The sequence below is a fragment of the Kribbella sindirgiensis genome (assembly GCF_004331435.1).
Classification (GTDB): Bacteria; Actinomycetota; Actinomycetes; order Propionibacteriales; family Kribbellaceae; genus Kribbella; species Kribbella sindirgiensis.
This window is the reverse complement of sequence record NZ_SJKA01000002.1, coordinates 472437-490154: the sequence shown is the minus strand read 5'-3', so window position 1 is coordinate 490154 and position 17718 is coordinate 472437. Positions and strand designations below refer to the sequence as shown.

Here is a 17718-nt window from a genome sequence, read left to right as displayed (position 1 = left end):
GTCAACCGAAGTTCGGTCTCAGTTCTGCATCGTGGTCAGTGCATCGCGGCGGCCGCGGAGGACTCCAGCGAGTCCTCGCCCTCGGCCTTCGGACCGTCGTTGCGGCCGGCCAGCCGCTGCTCCGGCGTGATGATCGCGAGAATCAGCGCGATCGCCAGGAACGGCAGGGAGACCAGGAACACGTCGCCCATCGCGTCGACCAGACCGTGCAGCGCCCAGCCCTTCATCGGCTCCTTCAGCCCGTGCAGGGCCTGCACGGAGTTGGCCGCCTTGGCCAGTCCGTCGACCATGCCCTGCGTCGCGTTCGGGACGATGTCGGTCAGGTGGTCCTTCAGTCGCGTGGTCAGTACGGCGCCGTAGACCGCCGTACCGATCGCGCCGCCCATCGAGCGGAAGAAGGTCATCGACGACGTCGCGGTGCCCATGTGCTGCCGGGGCACGCTGTTCTGGGCCGCGGTGACGGTGATCTGCATCGACAGGCCCAGACCGGCGCCCATCACGAACATGTAGATCGCCAGCTGCCAGTACGGCGTGTTCATGCTCAGCGTGGACAGCAGCACCATCGCGGCGCCGACCATGACCGCGGAGATGATCGGGTAGATCTTGTACCGGCCGGTCCTGCTCATCAGCTGACCGCTCGGGATCGAGGCGGAGAAGATGCCGACGATCATCGGCAGCAGCGCCAGCCCGGAGCGGGTCGGGGACATGTCCTTGACCGCCTGCAGGTACAGCGGCAGGAAGATCAGCGCACCGAACATCGCGAAGCCGAGCAGGAACGCGAACCCGGCGTACCCGGAGAAGATCCGGCCCTTGAACAGGTCCATCGGGATGATCGGCTCGGCCACCCGCAGCTCGATCAGCACGAACGCGACGGCCAGGACGACGGACGCGACCAGCAGCGCGATCGTGGTGGCGGTGCCCCAGCCGTTGGTCGGGCCGCTCCAGGAGACGGCCAGCAGCAGCGAGGTGACGGCGGCGGCGACCGTGGAGGCGCCGAGGTAGTCGATCTTGTGCGAGCGCTTCACGTGCGGCAGCTTCAGGACCGCGCCGACGATGCCCAGGGCAACCAGGCCGATCGGCAGGTTGATCCAGAAGATCCAGCGCCAGCCGGGACCGTCGGTGAGCAGACCGCCGAGCAGCGGGCCGGCCACCGAGGACAGGCCGAAGACGGCACCGAAGTACCCCATGTACTTACCGCGCTCGCGCGGCGGGATCACGTCGCCGATGGTGGCGAACGCGAGCGACATCAGGCCGCCGGCGCCCAGACCCTGGACGGCCCGGAAGCCGATCAGCATCTCGATGTTCTGCGACAGCGCGGCCAGCACGGAGCCGCCCAGGAAGGTGAGGATCGCCGCGATGAACAGGGGGCGGCGGCCGTAGAGGTCGGAGATCTTGCCCCACAGCGGGGTGGAGGCGGTCGAGGTCAGCAGGTACGCCGTGACGACCCAGGACAGCTTGTCGAGGCTGTTGAACTCGCTGACGATCTGCGGCAGCGCCGTACCCACGATGCTCTGGTCGAGGGCGGCGAGGAACATGCCCGCCATCAGTCCACCGAGGACGACCAGGATCTGCTTGTGGGACAGGTAGTTGGGACCACCGTCGGTTGGTGCAGCCCCGCCGGCGGTGGCGGGTTCTGTGGTGCTCATCTGGTGCTCTCCAGGTTGTTGTCGTTGTTCTCGCGGGCGGCAGGGTCGCTGCCGGGCGCGGAGTCTTTGTCGGTACGGCGCTGTGCCGCGGCGGACTGCAGTCGCGGGGCGACCGCCGCCCAGCCCTTGTCGGCCCAGGCGGCGCTGCTGGGGGCCTCGGTGCGGGCGGCGACACCGTCCGCGAAGCGGGTCATCAGCCGCTCGAAGGTCTGCACGTCCTCCTCCGACCAGCCCTCCATGGCCGCGCTGAGCAGCTCCATCCGGTGCCGGGCGCTGGCCTCCCACTGCTCGATGCCCTGCTCGGTGAGCTCGACGCGGAACGCGCGTCCGTCGTCCGGGTCGGGGGAGCGGCGGATCAGTCCGAGCTGCTCCAGGGACCGCACGTGGCGGCTCGCGGTGGAGGCGTCGAGCTCGAGCTTTCCGGCCAGGTCGGACAGCCGCAAGGCTCCGTTGCAGCGCAGCGCGAACAGCACGATGTGTGCGCTGTGGTCGATCGTGTCGCCGGGCTGCTTGGCCTTCAGGCGGCGCCCGATCCGGGTGAACGCGTGCATGACGCCCTCGATGGGGGTCTGTGGGGTGTACGCGTCGTTTACTTGCATGCTGCAAGCATATACATGCTTGCGTGATACACGCAAATGAGTTTCCAGGTTCTTCAACTGAGCCGCCACTCATTTGCTCTCGGTCGCCGGATGGTCACTGTCCGCAGTGAGTGCGAGAAGCGGACAATAATTCGACGGCGGACGGGGGCGTTTTGTGACGCGGATCGGCGCGAGGTGGTGCTGGCACCCCGGCCAAGGGTCGGCCCAGCACCCTCGTCGGTCGCCGTCGCGGCCAGGAGGCTGGGTCGGTGATCAAGCGGCGGCTGGTGGAGTTCGGCGTCATCTGTTTCGTCCTGACCTGGGTGCCTTGGGGCGTCCTCGGCGTCCTCGGTGCGAATCCGGACGAGGGAGCAGGCAGTCTGGTCTTCGCGCTGGCGGCGTCGGGGCCGTCGCTGGCCGCATTGGTGATGTGGCTGCGGTACCGGGAGCGGCGGCGCGTCGTCCGGTGGTCGCTGGTGTGGCCGGTCGCTGCCGTCGTACTCGGTGCGCTTCCGCCGCTCGTGGCCTGCGCGGTGATGGGGGACCTGCCGGCGCTGCCCGATCACGCCGCGTCGGTCATCTCTGGTGCCGGCGGCCTGCTCGGCGCTGCGGCGTACACCTTTCTGGCCGGGCCGGTGGCTGAGGAGTTCGGGTGGCGTGGGTACGTGCAGCCGCGACTGCGCGGGTACTTCGGTCTGCTGGGGACGACCCTGGTGCTGGGAGCGGTCTGGGGTGTGTGGCATGTGCCGCTGTACTTCCTGCCCGGGACGGGTCAGCAAGACGACGGGCTGTTCACACAGCAGGGGCTGACGTTCTTCCTGGAGCTGTTTCCGCTGACGTTGGTGATGTTGTTCGTCAGCGAGCGGCTGCGGGGAGGTGTGCCGGCGGCGATCCTGCTGCACGCGGCGTGGAACCTCACGCAGGAGCTGGTCCCTCCGCTCGGTCATGGGGTCTGGGTGGAGTTCCTGGTCCTCACTGCGGTCGCAGCCGCCCTGCTGACATCCTGGACGCCTGTCCGGCGAGGTAGAAGGGTGGCGGCATGACGCGGGTTGCAGTGGTTACCGGTGGTGGGTCAGGGCTCGGGCGGGAGATGGCTCTGGCGTTGGCGGGGGCCGGGTTCGACGTGTGGGTGACGGGCCGGACGGAGGACAAGCTGCGCGAGACCGTAGCGCTCGGCGATGGCCGGGTCGAGCTCGCTGTGCTGGATGTGGCTGACGGGGAGGCGGTGCGACGGTTCTTCGGGGGGCTCGAGCGGGTCGACGTACTCGTGAACAACGCGGGCACAGGGTCGCCGGCCGCGGCGGTGCAGGACGTGCGGGAGGAGGACTGGCGGCAGGTCGTCGACACGAACCTGACCGGATCGTTCCTCTGCGCGCAGGCGGCGTACGACGTGATGCTGCGGCAGGACCCGAAGGGCGGGCGGATCATCAACAACGGGTCGATCTCGGCGCACGTACCGCGGCCGCAGGGGATCGCGTACACCGCTTCGAAGCACGCGATCAGCGGGCTGACCAAGGGGCTCGAGCTGGAGGGGCGCGCGCACGGCATCACCGCCTGCCAGATCGACATCGGGAACGCGGCGACCGCGATGACCGCCCGGATGGAGCAGGGTGTGCTCCAGCCGGACGGGTCGATCGCGGTCGAGCCGACGTTCGACCCGAAGATCGTCGCCGCCTTCGTCGTCCAGATCGCCGAACTGCCGACCTCCGTCGCAGTCCCCACCCTGACAGTCATGGCAGCCGGGATGCCTTACGTAGGACGAGGCTGAGGGAGCATCTCGTTCACAGCGGCGAGGATCCGGTCCGTTGTTTCGCCCAGGAAGCGGATGCCGGCCAGTTCCTGCTCGCTGCCGGCGTACTCCTCCGGCCTGACCGGTTCGCCGCCGGCCCAGGTCTGGCGAATCCGTTGCGTGGCAGTGATGTCGGCCAGTGGGTTCCCCTCGACCAGCAACAGGTCAGCACGCGCTCCGACTGTCAGCCGGCCGCGGTCCGCTAGCCCGAACACCTCAGCGGGCGCACTGGTCGCGGCCACGACAGCCTCAGCCGGTGTGAGGCCGGCACGCACCAGCTCGACCAGCTCCCGGTGTAGCGACGCTCCGAACACCAGGCCCGGGTTCGGCGCGTCTGTCCCGGCCAGCACGCGTACGCCGGCCCGGTGCAACGCCAGCGTGTTGGCGCGGGCCGCCGTACCGTCTGGCGGCACCGGGGGCATCCAACGGCGGGACTGCTGGTCCAGCAGGTCCTGCCACAACGCAGGCATGCGTGCCATCAGCTCTGGTTCGTCCAGCAACGGCAGATGGCCTGACGGCCCGTTGAACCCGTCCGCGAGAACGCTCAACGTCGCGATGACAGCTACGTCGGCCACGGCTTCGATGTCCTCTGGCGACATGAGGTCGGAGGGTACGTGCGCGAGTACGTCGACGCCGCACTCGACGACCGTGACCGCAGCAGCCGCCGTCGAAACATGCGCTACCACTGTGAGCCCGTGGGTATGGGCCTCGCCGGCCAGTGCCTGCACAGTGCGTGAGTCCAGCGTCGGGAGGCTCAGGCCCGCGCCGGAGCCGTCGTCGTAGATCAGCTTCAGGTGATCGGCGCCCTCGGCGACCCGGTCCGCGACGAACCGCTTCGCGTCGTCCGGCCCGGTGACGTAAGGAATCGGCGGGAACGCGATCGTCGGATGGCCGCCCGGCGCGGTGGCTCCGATGCTCGACGTGAAGAACGACGACCGCGGTGTCTCCTGATCGATCACCTCGGGCATGCTGAACTGGTCGAGCTGCGTGGTCACGCCGTACGTCGCCGCGAGCTGGGTGCACCCCGGCGCCAGGTGGATGTGCGCGTCGATCAGCCCGGGAAGCAGCGTCGTACCGGAACCGTCGACGACGGTGTCGCCCGGCTGTGTGATCTCCGGGCCGCCGATCGCCGTGATGCGACCGTTCGCGACGCGCAGGCAGTCCGCGGGCAGCGCCGCGCCGCGGTCGGCCAGTCGGGTGTGCAGGATCGTGAATGCCATGTCGCGGACGCTAAAGGCTGACGTAACGTCATACTCCAGTCCCTACGCAGGAGGCGTTGTGGAACGCACGGTCAGCGAGGTCGCCCGGCTAGCCGGTGTCTCGGTGCGGACGCTGCGGCACTACGACGCCATCGGCCTGCTCCCGCCAGGCCGCGTCGCCGCCAACGGCTACCGGTACTACGGCCGGCCCGAGCTGCTCCGCCTGCAACGGATCCTGCTGCTCCGAGAACTCGACGTACCGCTGCCGTCGATCGCGCGGATCCTGGACGAGCAGGAGGACGAGGTGAGCGCGCTGCACGGTCATCGGGAGCAGCTGCTGCAGGAGCGGAAGCGGCTCGACGTGATGCTCGGTTCGATCGAGCGGACCATCGCCGGGTTGTCCGGCGACGAGACGGTGACCGACGACGAGTTCTTCCGCGGGCTGTCGGAGGCGCGGACACGGTTACGGGAGGACCTGGCCGAGCGGTTCGGTGAGGCCGTCGCGGAAGGGTTCGAGAAGGCCGTACGGGAGACCGACGGCTGGACCCGCGAGGACTATGAGCGGATGGGCGACGAGGGCCGTCGGCTGCTCCTGCGGATGGCCGCCGCGCGAGACCGCGGCGTACAACCGGACTCACCGGAGGCGTTCGAGCTCATCGAGCAGCATCACCAGGGCGTGCTGGAGCTCTGGCCGGCGACGCCGACGTCCTACTATGCGCTCGGCGACCTCCTGGTCGAGAACGCGGATCAGCGGGCCATCATCGAGATGGTGGACCGGGACCTGCCCGAGTGGCTCGCCTCGGGCGTCCGGGCGTACGCCGTGCAGCGGCTCGGCTATCAGCAAAACGACGAGCAAACTGTCCGACGGTCCGTCTAGTGTCAGTCGGGTGAGTGACCAGCGGGAGTCTTTGGTTCACGTTCGCGGGCTGCGGAAGTCGTACGGCGACTTCGAGGCGGTGCGCGGCATCGACCTGGACGTGTGGCGGGGTGAGGCGTTCGGGTTCCTCGGGCCGAACGGCGCGGGCAAGTCGTCGACGATGCGGATGATCGGCGCGGTCTCGCCGGTCAGCGGCGGCACGCTGAAGATCCTCGGCCTGGACCCGGCCGCCGACGGGCCGGCGATCCGCGCGCGGCTCGGCGTCTGCCCGCAGGACGACACCCTCGACACCGAGCTCACCGTCCGGGAGAACCTGACGATCTACGGGCGGTACTTCGGCCTCAGCCGGGCGGAGTGCCGCGAGCGCGCGGACGAGCTGCTCGAGTTCGTCGCGCTGACCGAGAAGGCGAAGGTCAAGGTCGACGAGCTGTCCGGCGGGATGAAGCGCCGGCTGACGATCGCGCGCTCACTGGTCAGCAAACCTGACCTGTTGCTGCTCGACGAGCCCACCACCGGCCTGGACCCGCAGGCCCGGCATCTGTTGTGGGACAAGCTGTTCCGGCTCAAACAGGCAGGCGTCACGCTGATCATCACCACGCACTACATGGACGAGGCCGAGCAGTTGTGCGACCGGCTCGTGGTGATGGACGGCGGCCTGATCGCGGCCGAGGGATCCCCGGCCGACCTGATCCGCGACTACTCGACCCGTGAGGTGACCGAGCTGCGGTTCGGGCCGGACGTGATGCTGGCCGACCACGACGCCCTGGCCGGCAAGGTCGAGGACCTCGCCCAGCGTATCGAGGTGCTGCCGGACCGCCTGCTGCTCTACACCGACGACGGCGAGCACGCGGTCGCGCAGGTCCACGAGCGCGGGCTGCAACCAGCTGCCGTCCTGGTACGCCGTTCCACTCTGGAGGACGTGTTCCTCAGGCTCACCGGCCGGACGTTGGTGGACTGACATGGCGCTTGCTGTGGAGAACGGTCGCCGGATGTTCGACTACTGGCTGACCGTCTACAAGCGGACCTGGAAGGGCACGATGATCAGCAGCTTTCTGCTGCCGATGCTCTACCTGGCCGCGATGGGGATCGGGCTCGGGTCGTTCGTGGACAGCAACGGGACCGGCGCGCTCGGCGGGGTCAGCTACCTGCAGTTCATCGCGCCGGGGCTGCTGGCGTCCACCGCGCTGCAGATCGCGGTCGGCGAGGCGACGTACCCGGTGATGAGTGGGCTGAAGTGGCAGAAGTTCTACCACTCGATGATCGCGACGCCGCTGCGGCCGGCGGACGTGGTCTACGGGCAGCTCGGGTTCATCGCGTTCCGGGTGTTCACCTCGTGCGCGGTGTTCCTGGTGATCATCACGCTGTTCGGCGGCCTCAAGTCACCGCTCGGCGTGCTCGGGCTACCGGTCGCGCTGCTCGTCGGAATGGCGGTCGCCGGCCCGATCGCGGCGTACGCGACGATCCTGGACAACGACTCCGGGTTCGCGATGGTGTTCCGGTTCGGCGTGGTGCCGGCGTTCCTGTTCTCCGGAGCGTTCTTCCCGGTCTCGCAGCTGCCGGACTGGATCGAGTGGCTCGCCTATGTCAGTCCGCTGTGGCACGCGGTCGACCTGTCCCGCAATCTCAGCCTCGGGACGGTGAACCCGTTGCTGGCCCTCGGCAACCTCGCCTACCTGCTGACCTGGTTCCTGGTCGGCACCTGGCTGGCCGTCCGCGGCTTCACCAAGAAACTGATCGGCTGATGGCGACGATCGCAGCCCGGGTGGTCCCGGTTCCGGTGCGGCTCGGCGGCGGCCGGCACATCGTCGAGCGGAACTTCCTGCTCTACCGGCGGTCGTGGGTCGTGTTCCTCTCCGGCTTCTTCGAGCCGGTGTTCTACCTGCTCTCGATCGGCATCGGCGTCGCCCACCTGGTCGGCGACTTCACCCTGTCCGACGGCACCAAGATCGCGTACGCCGCGTTCGTCGCGCCGGCGATGCTCGCCAGCTCCGCGATGAACGGTGCGATCTTCGACTCGACGTACAACATCTTCTTCCGGATGAAGTACGCCAAGCTCTACGACTCGATGCTCGCGACGCCGCTGCGGCCGTGGGACGTCGCGACCGGCGAGGTCACCTGGGCGCTGCTGCGCGGGGCGATCTATTCGGCGATGTTCATCGTGGTGATGCTGATCATGGGGCTGATCTCGTCCTGGTGGGCGCTGCTCGCGCTGCCCGCCTCGGTGCTGATCGGGTTCGCGTTCGCGGGCGCCGGGATGGCGCTGACCACGTTCATGCGCAGCTGGCAGGACTTCGAGTTCGTGCAGCTGGCGATCATGCCGATGTTCCTGTTCTCGGCGACGTTCTACCCGGTCGAGACGTACCCCGGCGCGATCCGCTGGCTGGTCGAGATCACCCCGCTCTACCAAGGCGTCGTCCTGGAACGTGCCTTCAGCACCGGCAACGTCGGCTGGTTCCTGCTGATCCACGCCCTCTACCTGGCCGCCATGGGCACCCTCGGCATGTACGTCGCCTCCCGCCGCCTCGGCAAACTCCTCCTGAAATGACCGGAACGCAGGTCATCCCGGCGGCGTCGGAGTTGGCATGGCGGACATGGACGAGCACGCATTCCTGGACGGGATGCGGGCGCCGAAGCTCGCGCTGCCTGGTGGTCCGCGGCGGTGGATCGAGGACTCGTTCCGGTTGCTGACCGAGCACTTCGGTGTCGAACCGCTGCGACGGCCGCCTGTCCTGCCGGGGGATTTCGTGCCGGTCGGGTACGACGGATCGGAAGCTGCCGCCCGTGAGCTCTGCGCGACGATGTGCGAGCGGATGGGCGTCCCGTTCGAGCGGGTCCATTTCAGCTTCCGGCTGGAGACGGTGAGCGAGGCGGCCGGGCTGTTCGGATCGGCGATGCTTGACCTTTATGTCGATCCGGACCACCCGGTCTCGCGAGGCGCGGCACCCGGTGACCTCGCGGCTGTGCGGGCCCACTCGGACCGGCTCGGTACGGCGTCGTTCGAGCAGGTCGACCGGATCATCGAGTCCGGTCTGACCGACTTAGGCGTGGACCTGAGGCCGGTTGTCCAGCGGCTGGGGATGGGTGAGTTCGGTGCCGAGGTGGTGCGTTGCCTGCTGATCGCGTCCGGATCCGATCCGGAGCAGCGGGCCGAACGGGTGCGGGCGGCGTACGAGTCCGACGTACGCCGGAGACCGGCCGTCGGCCGCTGGCTCGACCTGGCAGCGGACTGCCCGGGCGTCGCGCCGATCCCAGGACAGTCCGCGGTCCTGCTCCGGTCCGACGTCCTCGCCGATCCGTTGAAGTTGCTGGCGGCAACGTCGCACGAGCTGAGTCACGAACTGCTGTCCCGGGCGGAGCTGCCCTGGGCTACGGGTCCGCTCGAAGAGCCGCTGACCGATCTCTGCGCACTGTTCCACGGATTCGGAATCGCCCTCGTCAACGCTGCGGTCGACGAGACGACACTCGACGACGAATGGGTCCACACCTCCGGCTACCTCGGCGAGCACGCCCTCGCCGAGGCCCTCGCGCTGTACCGGTTCCGGCAGCATCAACTGGTTCGCGACGGGCCGCTGCTGCCGGAGTGGCATCAGGCTCTCGATCCGGAGCCGCGGGCCCGATTCGCGGCCCGCCTCGACGACCTGACCGGCGGCCCGCCGACCGTGTTGGGTTGGTGATCCAGCTGCAACATTGCTGATGGAACGGGCGTTCGGGCGACCGCGTCAGTTCGGGTATGAATCTGATCGGTGCTTGGCGCCGTCGGCAACGACATCGAGAGCAGTTGTACGGCCCGAAGGTCCTGCTGCCCGGTGGGCCGGAGCAGTGGATCGAGGACTCGCTGGACTGGCTGATCGGCCGGTTCGGGACGGAGCCGCTGCGTCGGCCGCCGGTGTTGCCCAGTGAGTTCGTACCCGCCTGGTACGACGGCTCCGAGCGCGCGGCGCGCGAGCTCTGCCTGCAGGTGTGCGCGTGGATGGAAGTACCCGACGACCGGATCCGGTTCAGCTTCCGGATGGAGGAGGTCCGCGCTGCCGCCCGCAGCGCGGCCGTGCACCGGCTGAACGCCGAGCAGAGCAGCGACCTGATCGCGATCTCGGGGCTGCGGGCAACGATGACGTCGGCCGAGGTGGACGCGCTGGCCGCGGCCGGATTCGCGGCCGAGATCGGCGTACTCGCCGAGCGCGAATTGCAGGCCGAGGTGAAACGCAGTACGGCGATCCTCCAGGAAACCGACCTGGATCGCCGAGCCGAGCTCTGCCGGCGCGCCGAAGCGATCTGGTCGACCTCGGCCGGCAGTGGATCACGCGCGGCCTGGCTCGACCTGCGGGCCGGCGGCACCGAGGGAACGGCGGTGATGCTGTCGGCAACCACACTGGCCGACCCGGCCGCGGTCGTTGCCGCCACCGCCCATGAACTCGGGCACGAGGTGCTCTGGGGGTATCACCTGATCGACCGGAGCCGCCCGGACGCCGAGGCGCTGACCGACCTGTTCGCGGTGTTCCACGGATTCGGGATCTTCCTCGCGAACCAGGCGGTCGAGCGGGTTCCCGGCCGGCGTTCGGCGTTGCAGACGCTCGGGTACCTGGGGGAGCGCGGTGCCTCCGACGCGCTGGCGGCGTACTGTTTCCGCCGGCACCTGCTGTTTCCGGAATCGCTTTTTCCGGCGCTGCCGACCGAGGTCGACCGGGCGGTCCGGATCCGGACCTTCGCCCGGCTCGCGTCGCTGGTGAAGGACGCCGAGATCGACTCGATCCAGGAAGGCGCACCGCTGACCTGATGTCAACATCCGGTGACGCTGCGGAACCGTGAGGTTTGCTGCGGCGTCGGACAGGCATGATCCGGCGGGTGAGGAATCCGATCGGAATGATCCGCCGCAGCCAGCAGTTGCGCTCCAAGCTGAAGGCGCCCCGCGAACGGTTGCCGGGCGGGAGCCGGCGCTGGATCCGGACGTCGATGGACTGGTTCATCAGCGAGTTCGGCCGGGACGTGCTGCTGCGTCCGATCGCGCTGCCGGTCGACCTGATCCCGGATGGGTACGACGGAAGCCTCGCCGCCGCGACCGAGCTGTGCGGCCGCGTCGACAACCGGATGGATCTCCGGCCCGGTCAGTGCGCGCTGAGCTTCGAACTGAACGGCGTACGACGTCCCGTCGATGGTCTGCACGGTGGAGGGCGCCCGGTGGGCGGTCTCGTGGTGAAGGAACAGTCCGGGCGCTGGATCCGCGGAAACGGCAGCAACCAGATCCAGCTCGCACCGGCGTTGATGGCCGACCCGGTCGCGCTGATCGCGATCTACGCCCACGAGGCCGGCCACGAACTGCTCCTCGGCAGCGGCCGAATCACCCTCGCCCGCCGACCCGACCACGAGCCGCTCACCGACCTGGTCACGGTCTTCTACGGACTAGGCATCTTCACCGCGAACGCGGCGTACGAACGCCGCCCCCGCCCGAACGGCCGCGGCAAACAACCCCTCGCCCGCGGCTACCTCCGCGAAACCGCCCTCGCCGAAGCCCTGGCCCACTACGCAAAACTCCGCGGCGAACGCCACCCAGAATGGTCCCGCCACCTCGACCCACCCGTCCGCCGAGGCCTGAACAACCAACTAACAATCCTCCACCGCTAACCGCCCGGCCGGTCAGCGGTGGAGTCCTGCGCCACGCAATCGCGGCGGATCGTCAGGGCGTGAGGAGTTTCTTCAGCCAGAACGATCCGCCGCGGGACATCGAGTTCTTGCTGGGCCCGGTGAGGTGATCCACCAGATGCAGGTAGGTGATGGTCTGGTGCAGAGACCCGAGTTCCTCCGCGAGCGTTAGCGCACGGCGCAGGTCCGAGATCGCGGCGTACTCTTCCCACTCGCTCAGGTAGGCGTCCAGCACGCGGGCGTCGCTCGACAGGGGCGAGCTTTCCTCCATGAACGTCACCAGGTCCAGGAACGGGTGTGCCAGCGCCGCGTCGGTCCAGTCGAAGGCGAGGACCTCCCCGTTGCGGACGGCCAGGTTTCGTGGATGCAGGTCGCCGTGCAGCAGGGTCTCGGGTACGCCGATCCCGGCCAACTCGGTGATTGCCTCGCGCAACTGCTTCGCGCGTTCCGGCAACTGGGCCTGCTGCTCCGGGTCGAGTTGGCCGGTCAGCGAGTTGGGCTCGAGCAACCGATCCAGCTCGGCATCGAGGACAGCGAGCCGCCGGTCGGCGCAGCTGTACTCCAGCAGGCGTTCAGGTTCCGTGACGTAGCTGCGCTGCAACCGGGCATGGTTGCGCACAGCATCGATCCAGACCGCGACGTCGCTCGCGTCCTGCAACGGCGTACCGAGGTCCGGCAGCAGCATCCACGCGCGTTCCTCGTCGATCGCCAGCGGAGTGGGCACCGCGCCGGGACGATCGGTGGCGGCGCGCTGCAGGAACAGCGGCTCGTTCGCGAACAGGAACGGCAACGCGTCCGGCTCCGTCGACGCCTGCGAGAGCGCCTTGAAGTACACGTCGCCGTCGGCGGTCGGGATCCGCAACACGTTCGACAGGCCCCATGACTTCACCTGCGTCCACGGTCCGGCCGCCTTCACGCGCTCGGCGATCCACTGCGGCGCTTCGCCGTACCACTCCGGCCGCGTCCAGCTCGGCAGAGCGGATGAGCTAACGGGATGATCGTGAACCCAACGCGCCCCGGCCGGCGGCTCCCCGCTCGGGAGCATCAGGTAGGTGAGCGGATCCTCGGACAGACACGTGAGTACAACGGCCTCGATACCGTGCTCGTCCCGCAGCCCCCGTAGCACAGACTCGACATCCGGGAACCAGAAACCGTCCGCCTGCTCGACCTCGGGGAGCCCCGACTGCACCATCAGGACCGCCCGGTCGGACGGACGCACTACAACAGCCGTTACCTTCACCTGCAGAAGCGTACGTATCCGACGCAACCCGTTTTAGTCGGCGAGCGGACGTACATAGGTCAGCAGACTGACCAGAAACTTCCCCGGCTCCTCCCAAGGCGCCAGATGCGCCGAATGCTCGAACCAGACGGCCTGCTTGTACGGCGCTTCGACCGCCGCGATCCACTCCGCGGGCGGCTGTGCGGGTGTCGTGTAGTCGTGCCGCCCGAGGAACATCAGCACCGGGATCGGGAACTCCGTCACGCCCGTGTAGTCGACCGTCAGCATCTCGTCGAGCACCCGGCCCAGTGTGAACTCGTTGCCCTCGCCAATGGTCTCGGTCTCCTCGACCGTGTACTCCGGCGACAGCTCGGGCGCCCCGAAGAAGTACTTGGAGTCGTCGCGGTACGCCGACAGTCCGCCGCGGTACTGCGCCCACTGACGGGCGACGATGATCCGCTCGCGGGTCACGGGCTCGTCACCCGGGTACGGCGCGATCGACTCGAGCTGCTCGAGCGCTTCGGTGTGGTTGTGCTCGCGCGCCTGGTCGAGCGCGTACTCGAAGCACAGCCGCTCGTTGGCCCGGGCGTCGATGACCTGCCCGACCCCGACGTACGCGTGGAAGAGGTCAGGCCGGTCGAGTGCCGCCTGGGTGGCGATGATGGTGCCCCAGCTGTGGCCGATCAGGATCAGCTTCGGGACGCCGTACCGCTCCCGGATCTGCTCGGCGAGTTCGATCGCGTCGGCGACGTACTGCGCGATCGTGAGGGTGTCCGCGATGGTTTCGGGGTCGATTGTGCGCAGGGTCCGCCCGGCGGCGCGCTGGTCGTAGGTGACGACCGTGAAAAGTTCTCCTGGACGCCGTTGGGCGTTACGACCCGGTGCAGGTCTGCGATGACCTCGCGTGCTTCGTCGTACGCCTCAGGCATCCACAGAGGATACGGGTCCGCAGGTCTTCACCAGCGGTGCGTGGAGTCGCTGCGCCAGCACCTTGCGCTGGGTCGGCTGAGCCTCGGTCTGGCGCCTGAGACCCTCGTCGGTCAGCCGGACGTTCACGGCGCGACGGTCCTCCGGGCACATGTGCCGCTCGACCAGGCCGGCCACCTCGAGGCGGCCGATCACGCGCGACAGCGCGCTCTGGCTGAGATGCACGGACTTGGCGATCGTCGCCACCTTCGCAGAGTGCTCCGGCAGCTCCGCGAGCCGCTCGAGCACCTCGTACTCACTCATCCCGAGTGCGTGACCGGCCTGCAGCGCCCGGTCGAGGGCGCAGGTCAGGTCCGCGTGACGGGCCAGCAGTTCGCGCCATTCCCTCACGTCGGCACTCACGTCGGCACTCACGTCGGCACTGGCGTCGGCACCGGCATCGGCGCTGGTCTCACCAGGTCCAGCGCTGACCTTAGTAACGGTCATGTCGGCGACCATAGCATGCATGCGCATTCAATGCAAACGCATTTAATGCCTAGACATTAGATGCACACGCATGCAATAGTCTCTCCTCGTGACTACGCAAACCACATCGCCAGCTCGCATGACTTGGGACGCGCGCCTCTGGGGAGCGCTCCTGGTGGTCTGCGGCGTGATCTTCCTCGACGGCCTGGACGTGTCGATGGTCGGCATGTCCCTGCCGTCCATCGGCGCCGACCTGGGCGTCTCCCTTGCCTCTCTCCAGTGGGTCGTGACCGGCTACGTGCTCGGGTACGGCGGCCTACTGCTCCTCGGCGGCCGGACCGCCGATCTGCTCGGCCGGCGCCGGGTCTTCCTGATCGCTCTCGCTGTCTTCGCCGTGGTCTCGATGCTGAGCTCACTGGCGAGCAACCCCGAACTGCTCATCGCCGCGCGGTTCGTGAAGGGCGTCGCCGCGGCGTTCACCGCCCCGGCCGCGCTCTCGATCATCACCACCACCTTCCACGAGGGACCGGATCGCAACCGCGCCCTCAGCATCTTCACCACCTGCGCCGCCAGCGGCTTCTCGATGGGCCTGATCCTCGGCGGCGCGCTGACCGAGGTCGGCTGGCGCTGGACCTTCCTGATGCCCGGACCGGTCGCCCTGATCGTGCTGCTGTTCGCCATCAAGCTGATCCCGAACAGCCCGCGGGACAACGCCGCCGGCGGGTACGACGTACCGGGGGCGATCACCGTCACCGCCGGCATGCTGTCCCTGGTCTACGCGGTCGTCGGCGCCGAGCACGCCGGCTGGGTGTCGCTGCAGACCATCGGCCTGTTCGCGCTCGCCGTCGTGCTGCTGGCCGGCTTCGTCGCGATCGAGCTGCGCACCAAGCACCCGCTGGTCCGGCTCGGCATCCTGCGCAACGCCTCACTACGGCGGGCGAACCTGGCCATCCTGACCGTCTTCGGTTCGTACGTCGCCTTCCAGCTGATCGGCACCCTGTACCTGCAGAACCTGCTGGGCTGGTCGTCGTTCGAGACCGCGCTCGGGTTCCTCCCGGCCGGGCTGCTGGTCGCCACGCTGTCCCCGAACGTCGGCAAGATCGTCGACCGGGTGGGTACCGAGAAGATGATCATCGTCGCGATGGCGTTGTTCGTCGCCGGGTACGCGCTCTCGTTGCGGATCGGCCCGGAGTCGGCGTACTTCTCGACCATGTTCCCGACCATCATGCTGCTCGGTCTCGGGTTCGCGATCGGGTTCCCGTCGCTGAACATCCAGGCCGTGTCCGGGGTCCCGGACCACGAGCAGGGACTGGCCTCCGGGCTGTTCAACACCTCCAACCAGGTCGGCGGCGCGGTGGTTCTCGCGATCGTGACCGCGGTGATCAGCGGCCAGACCGCAGGCGTCACCGCCCCGGCCGGGGTCCTGTCGGCGTACAAGTCGGGACTCGGTGTCGTGACGGGGATCGCGGCCCTCGGCCTGGTCATCGCACTGACCGGTCTGCACGGCCTCCGGGCCCGCCGGGCCGCCGAGGAAGCAGAGGCTGCCGAGCTGGCCGCCGTACAGGACGAGCTCAAGGCGGAGGAGATGACGCCGGCCGCCTGACAACAACAACCAGCCCTCCCAGGCTGTGCGGTTATAGAGAACGCGGTGCGGGTCCAGGACTACTCTCCCGGGCCCGCACTGCTGTGTTCACAGCGGTCTGGCCAGCACCGTGGCGAGTGCGATGGCCACAGCCATCACCGTGAGCTCGACAGTCGCCAGCGTGGCGAGAGCGGACGTCTCTTCACGGCGTACGGCCGGCAAGAGGATCTGGCGGATCACACCGCCGGTCGCCGCCAGGAGCATGAGAGCTGCGAGCTTGCCGAGTACCAGCCAGCCTGCAGGGGTCTCGAGGAGTGCGTGAAGTAGTACGGACAGATGTGGGGTCAGGTCCTTCGTCAGACGCGGTCCCGCGAGCAGTAAGCCGGTGAGGCCGACCGTAGCGATCGCTCCACCGGCAACGGTCGAGAACCGCGGGAGCACCAGGGCCAATGCGGAACGGTTGCCGGCGACCAGCACTGTGACCAGCGCGAGGCCGCCGACCCACAGGCTCACTGCGCACATGTGTGCGGTGATCGCGGGTGTGGTGAGCCAGGGGGCCTCACTCTGCGAGGCGTGGCCTGTGACCGGTACGGCGACGAGTCCCACTAGCGCCGTACCGAGGCCGAGCGCCGGTCTGCGCTTGACGACGGCCAGCGTGTACGCGCCCGCGGCAGCGACTGTCACCACGAGCGCCGTACCTGAGGAGACGGCGACGACGTACGACGCCATCCCCGCGAACGGCATCTTCGGGCCGGACTGTGAGATCGCGGCGGCCTGGAGCCAGCACGTCGTCGTGGTGGCCGTGACCCAGGCGGTGCCGGAGGCGATGCCGATCATCCGGGCGCGACCGGCGATCGCGCCGTACCGGTCCCGGCCCTGGGTGCCGAGCAGTAGCAGCAGCAGTACGGCTCCGACGGCGAGGACGGCCGTTGCGTTGGTGACGAAGCGGGCGACCGGGGTGGTGTAGAGGATGCCCGGACTGGTCGTGGTCAGGCCCGGTTCAGCTGCCGGGCGGGTGACCACGATGGACCACGCCAGAGCAGCCGTGCTGAGCGTGGCGATCGCCCCGACGACGACCGGGCGCCGTGCCTTGACGGACGGGATGGCGACGTTCATCGCTGGTCCCTGACGACTGCTTCGGGCGGAGCGGCCAGATCGGATCGCCAGCGCCGGAACCCGCGCACCAGGAACAGGACGACGGCAAGCTCGGCGAACCACAGCCACGCCGGTACGCCGTCGGTCGGCAGCGCCATCGCGCTGGCGGCGCGTGGGCCGGAATCCGGCCGGTCGAGGGTGATTGTGATGTGGCCGGCGATCGGATGGCCGTCGCCGGAGATCACCCGGTAGCTGATCGTGTAGACACCGGCCGTACCGAGCCGGTCACAGGTGGCGTGCAGCGTACGGCCCGCGATCCGCACCGAGCGGGCGGGATGACGGTTCCCGTCGGGGCCGGTCACCAGGACTGCGTCCCACCCCGGGACCGGTTGCAGGGTCTGGTCGAACGTGAAGGCGAGCGCGGACGGCGTGGACGTGAGCCGGGCGCCGTTGGCCGGCGTACTGGCGGAGAGCTTGCTGTGCGCGGCGGCGGGGGCGGCCGGTGCGACGGTCAGGGCGATGACGGCGAGGAGCGGCAGATAGTTCCGCCGCAGGGCAAAGAGCCAGGACGTCATGGGCAGAGACATCCGGATCCTCCTGTCGGAGACATATCGGAGAATGTTCGAATTAATGCAGTCCGGTCATTGCGCCGTAACAATTACGGCGGCCCGGGAAATGCGGTCGAAACCTCTCTGGGTTACTTT

General features: G+C 68.6%; 18 protein-coding genes. 10 read left to right on the top strand and 8 right to left on the bottom strand.

The window, feature by feature from the left end; genetic code table 11:
* Positions 1–35: 35 nt before the first annotated feature.
* Together E0H50_RS06960 and E0H50_RS06955 are read right to left on the bottom strand one after the other, a co-directional pair.
* Positions 36–1646, bottom strand: a complete 1611-nt coding sequence (locus E0H50_RS06960; protein ID WP_131285756.1) for an MDR family MFS transporter — start codon at positions 1644–1646, stop codon at positions 36–38.
* Positions 1643–2245 (bottom strand): MarR family winged helix-turn-helix transcriptional regulator, encoded by a 603-nt coding sequence (locus E0H50_RS06955; RefSeq protein WP_131285755.1) that lies wholly within the window; start codon positions 2243–2245, stop codon positions 1643–1645. The genes E0H50_RS06960 and E0H50_RS06955 overlap by 4 nt, the downstream gene beginning before the upstream one ends.
* A 248-nt stretch (positions 2246–2493) precedes the next feature.
* On the opposite strand from E0H50_RS06955, the gene E0H50_RS06950 reads away from it, so the two are divergent.
* Together E0H50_RS06950 and E0H50_RS06945 are read left to right on the top strand one after the other, a co-directional pair.
* Complete coding sequence (locus E0H50_RS06950) at positions 2494–3267, top strand: CPBP family intramembrane glutamic endopeptidase (RefSeq protein ID WP_131285754.1); 774 nt, start codon at positions 2494–2496, stop codon at positions 3265–3267.
* Positions 3264–3992 (top strand): SDR family oxidoreductase, encoded by a 729-nt coding sequence (locus E0H50_RS06945; protein WP_131285753.1) that lies wholly within the window; start codon positions 3264–3266, stop codon positions 3990–3992. Before E0H50_RS06950 ends, E0H50_RS06945 begins: the two co-directional genes overlap by 4 nt.
* On the opposite strand, the gene E0H50_RS06940 is transcribed toward E0H50_RS06945, so the two are convergent.
* Positions 3974–5233, bottom strand: a complete 1260-nt coding sequence (locus tag E0H50_RS06940; protein ID WP_131285752.1) for an amidohydrolase family protein — start codon at positions 5231–5233, stop codon at positions 3974–3976. The two genes, E0H50_RS06945 and E0H50_RS06940, sit on opposite strands and share 19 nt — an antisense overlap.
* A gap of 58 nt (positions 5234–5291) precedes the next feature.
* Between E0H50_RS06940 and E0H50_RS06935 the strand changes: the two genes are divergently transcribed.
* From E0H50_RS06935 to E0H50_RS06905, 7 genes are all read left to right on the top strand, one after another.
* Positions 5292–6089 (top strand): MerR family transcriptional regulator, encoded by a 798-nt coding sequence (locus E0H50_RS06935; protein ID WP_165547018.1) that lies wholly within the window; start codon positions 5292–5294, stop codon positions 6087–6089.
* 10 nt (positions 6090–6099) lie between these two features.
* Positions 6100–7047 carry an ABC transporter ATP-binding protein gene (locus E0H50_RS06930; RefSeq protein WP_131285750.1) on the top strand — a complete coding sequence of 316 codons (948 nt, stop codon included), beginning with the start codon at positions 6100–6102 and terminating at the stop codon, positions 7045–7047.
* Position 7048: 1 nt separating this feature from the next.
* Positions 7049–7831 carry an ABC transporter permease gene (locus tag E0H50_RS06925; RefSeq protein WP_131285749.1) on the top strand — a complete coding sequence of 261 codons (783 nt, stop codon included), beginning with the start codon at positions 7049–7051 and terminating at the stop codon, positions 7829–7831.
* Complete coding sequence (locus tag E0H50_RS06920) at positions 7831–8634, top strand: ABC transporter permease (protein ID WP_131285748.1); 804 nt, start codon at positions 7831–7833, stop codon at positions 8632–8634. Before E0H50_RS06925 ends, E0H50_RS06920 begins: the two co-directional genes overlap by 1 nt.
* 46 nt (positions 8635–8680) lie before the next feature.
* Complete coding sequence (locus tag E0H50_RS06915; protein WP_131285747.1) at positions 8681–9763, top strand: hypothetical protein; 1083 nt, start codon at positions 8681–8683, stop codon at positions 9761–9763.
* A 56-nt stretch (positions 9764–9819) separates the two neighbouring features.
* The gene (locus E0H50_RS06910) at positions 9820–10863 is read left to right on the top strand and encodes a hypothetical protein (RefSeq protein WP_131285746.1); all 1044 of its coding nucleotides are present in this window, start codon (positions 9820–9822) and stop codon (positions 10861–10863) included.
* Between the two features lie 68 nt (positions 10864–10931).
* A complete protein-coding gene (locus E0H50_RS06905; protein WP_131285745.1) occupies positions 10932–11708 on the top strand; it encodes a hypothetical protein in 777 nt (258 codons plus the stop codon).
* A gap of 52 nt (positions 11709–11760) precedes the next feature.
* Here the strand turns inward: E0H50_RS06905 and E0H50_RS06900 are convergent, their stop codons facing one another.
* From E0H50_RS06900 to E0H50_RS06890, 3 genes are all read right to left on the bottom strand, one after another.
* Positions 11761–12966 (bottom strand): aminoglycoside phosphotransferase family protein, encoded by a 1206-nt coding sequence (locus E0H50_RS06900; protein WP_131285744.1) that lies wholly within the window; start codon positions 12964–12966, stop codon positions 11761–11763.
* Positions 12967–12999: 33 nt separating this feature from the next.
* Entirely contained in the window at positions 13000–13740 is a 741-nt protein-coding gene (locus tag E0H50_RS06895) for an alpha/beta fold hydrolase (protein ID WP_238150840.1), read from the bottom strand.
* Positions 13741–13866: 126 nt separating this feature from the next.
* A complete protein-coding gene (locus E0H50_RS06890) occupies positions 13867–14358 on the bottom strand; it encodes a MarR family winged helix-turn-helix transcriptional regulator (protein WP_131285743.1) in 492 nt (163 codons plus the stop codon).
* 118 nt (positions 14359–14476) lie between these two features.
* Here E0H50_RS06890 and E0H50_RS06885 point away from each other — a divergent pair, with 118 nt between their 5' ends.
* The gene (locus E0H50_RS06885) at positions 14477–15940 is read left to right on the top strand and encodes an MFS transporter (protein ID WP_131285742.1); all 1464 of its coding nucleotides are present in this window, start codon (positions 14477–14479) and stop codon (positions 15938–15940) included.
* Positions 15941–16027: 87 nt separating this feature from the next.
* On the opposite strand, the gene E0H50_RS06880 is transcribed toward E0H50_RS06885, so the two are convergent.
* Together E0H50_RS06880 and E0H50_RS06875 are read right to left on the bottom strand one after the other, a co-directional pair.
* The gene (locus E0H50_RS06880) at positions 16028–17035 is read right to left on the bottom strand and encodes a CopD family protein (RefSeq protein ID WP_131285741.1); all 1008 of its coding nucleotides are present in this window, start codon (positions 17033–17035) and stop codon (positions 16028–16030) included.
* Complete coding sequence (locus E0H50_RS06875) at positions 17032–17601, bottom strand: copper resistance CopC family protein (protein ID WP_131285740.1); 570 nt, start codon at positions 17599–17601, stop codon at positions 17032–17034. The genes E0H50_RS06880 and E0H50_RS06875 overlap by 4 nt, the downstream gene beginning before the upstream one ends.
* Positions 17602–17718 lie beyond the last annotated feature (117 nt).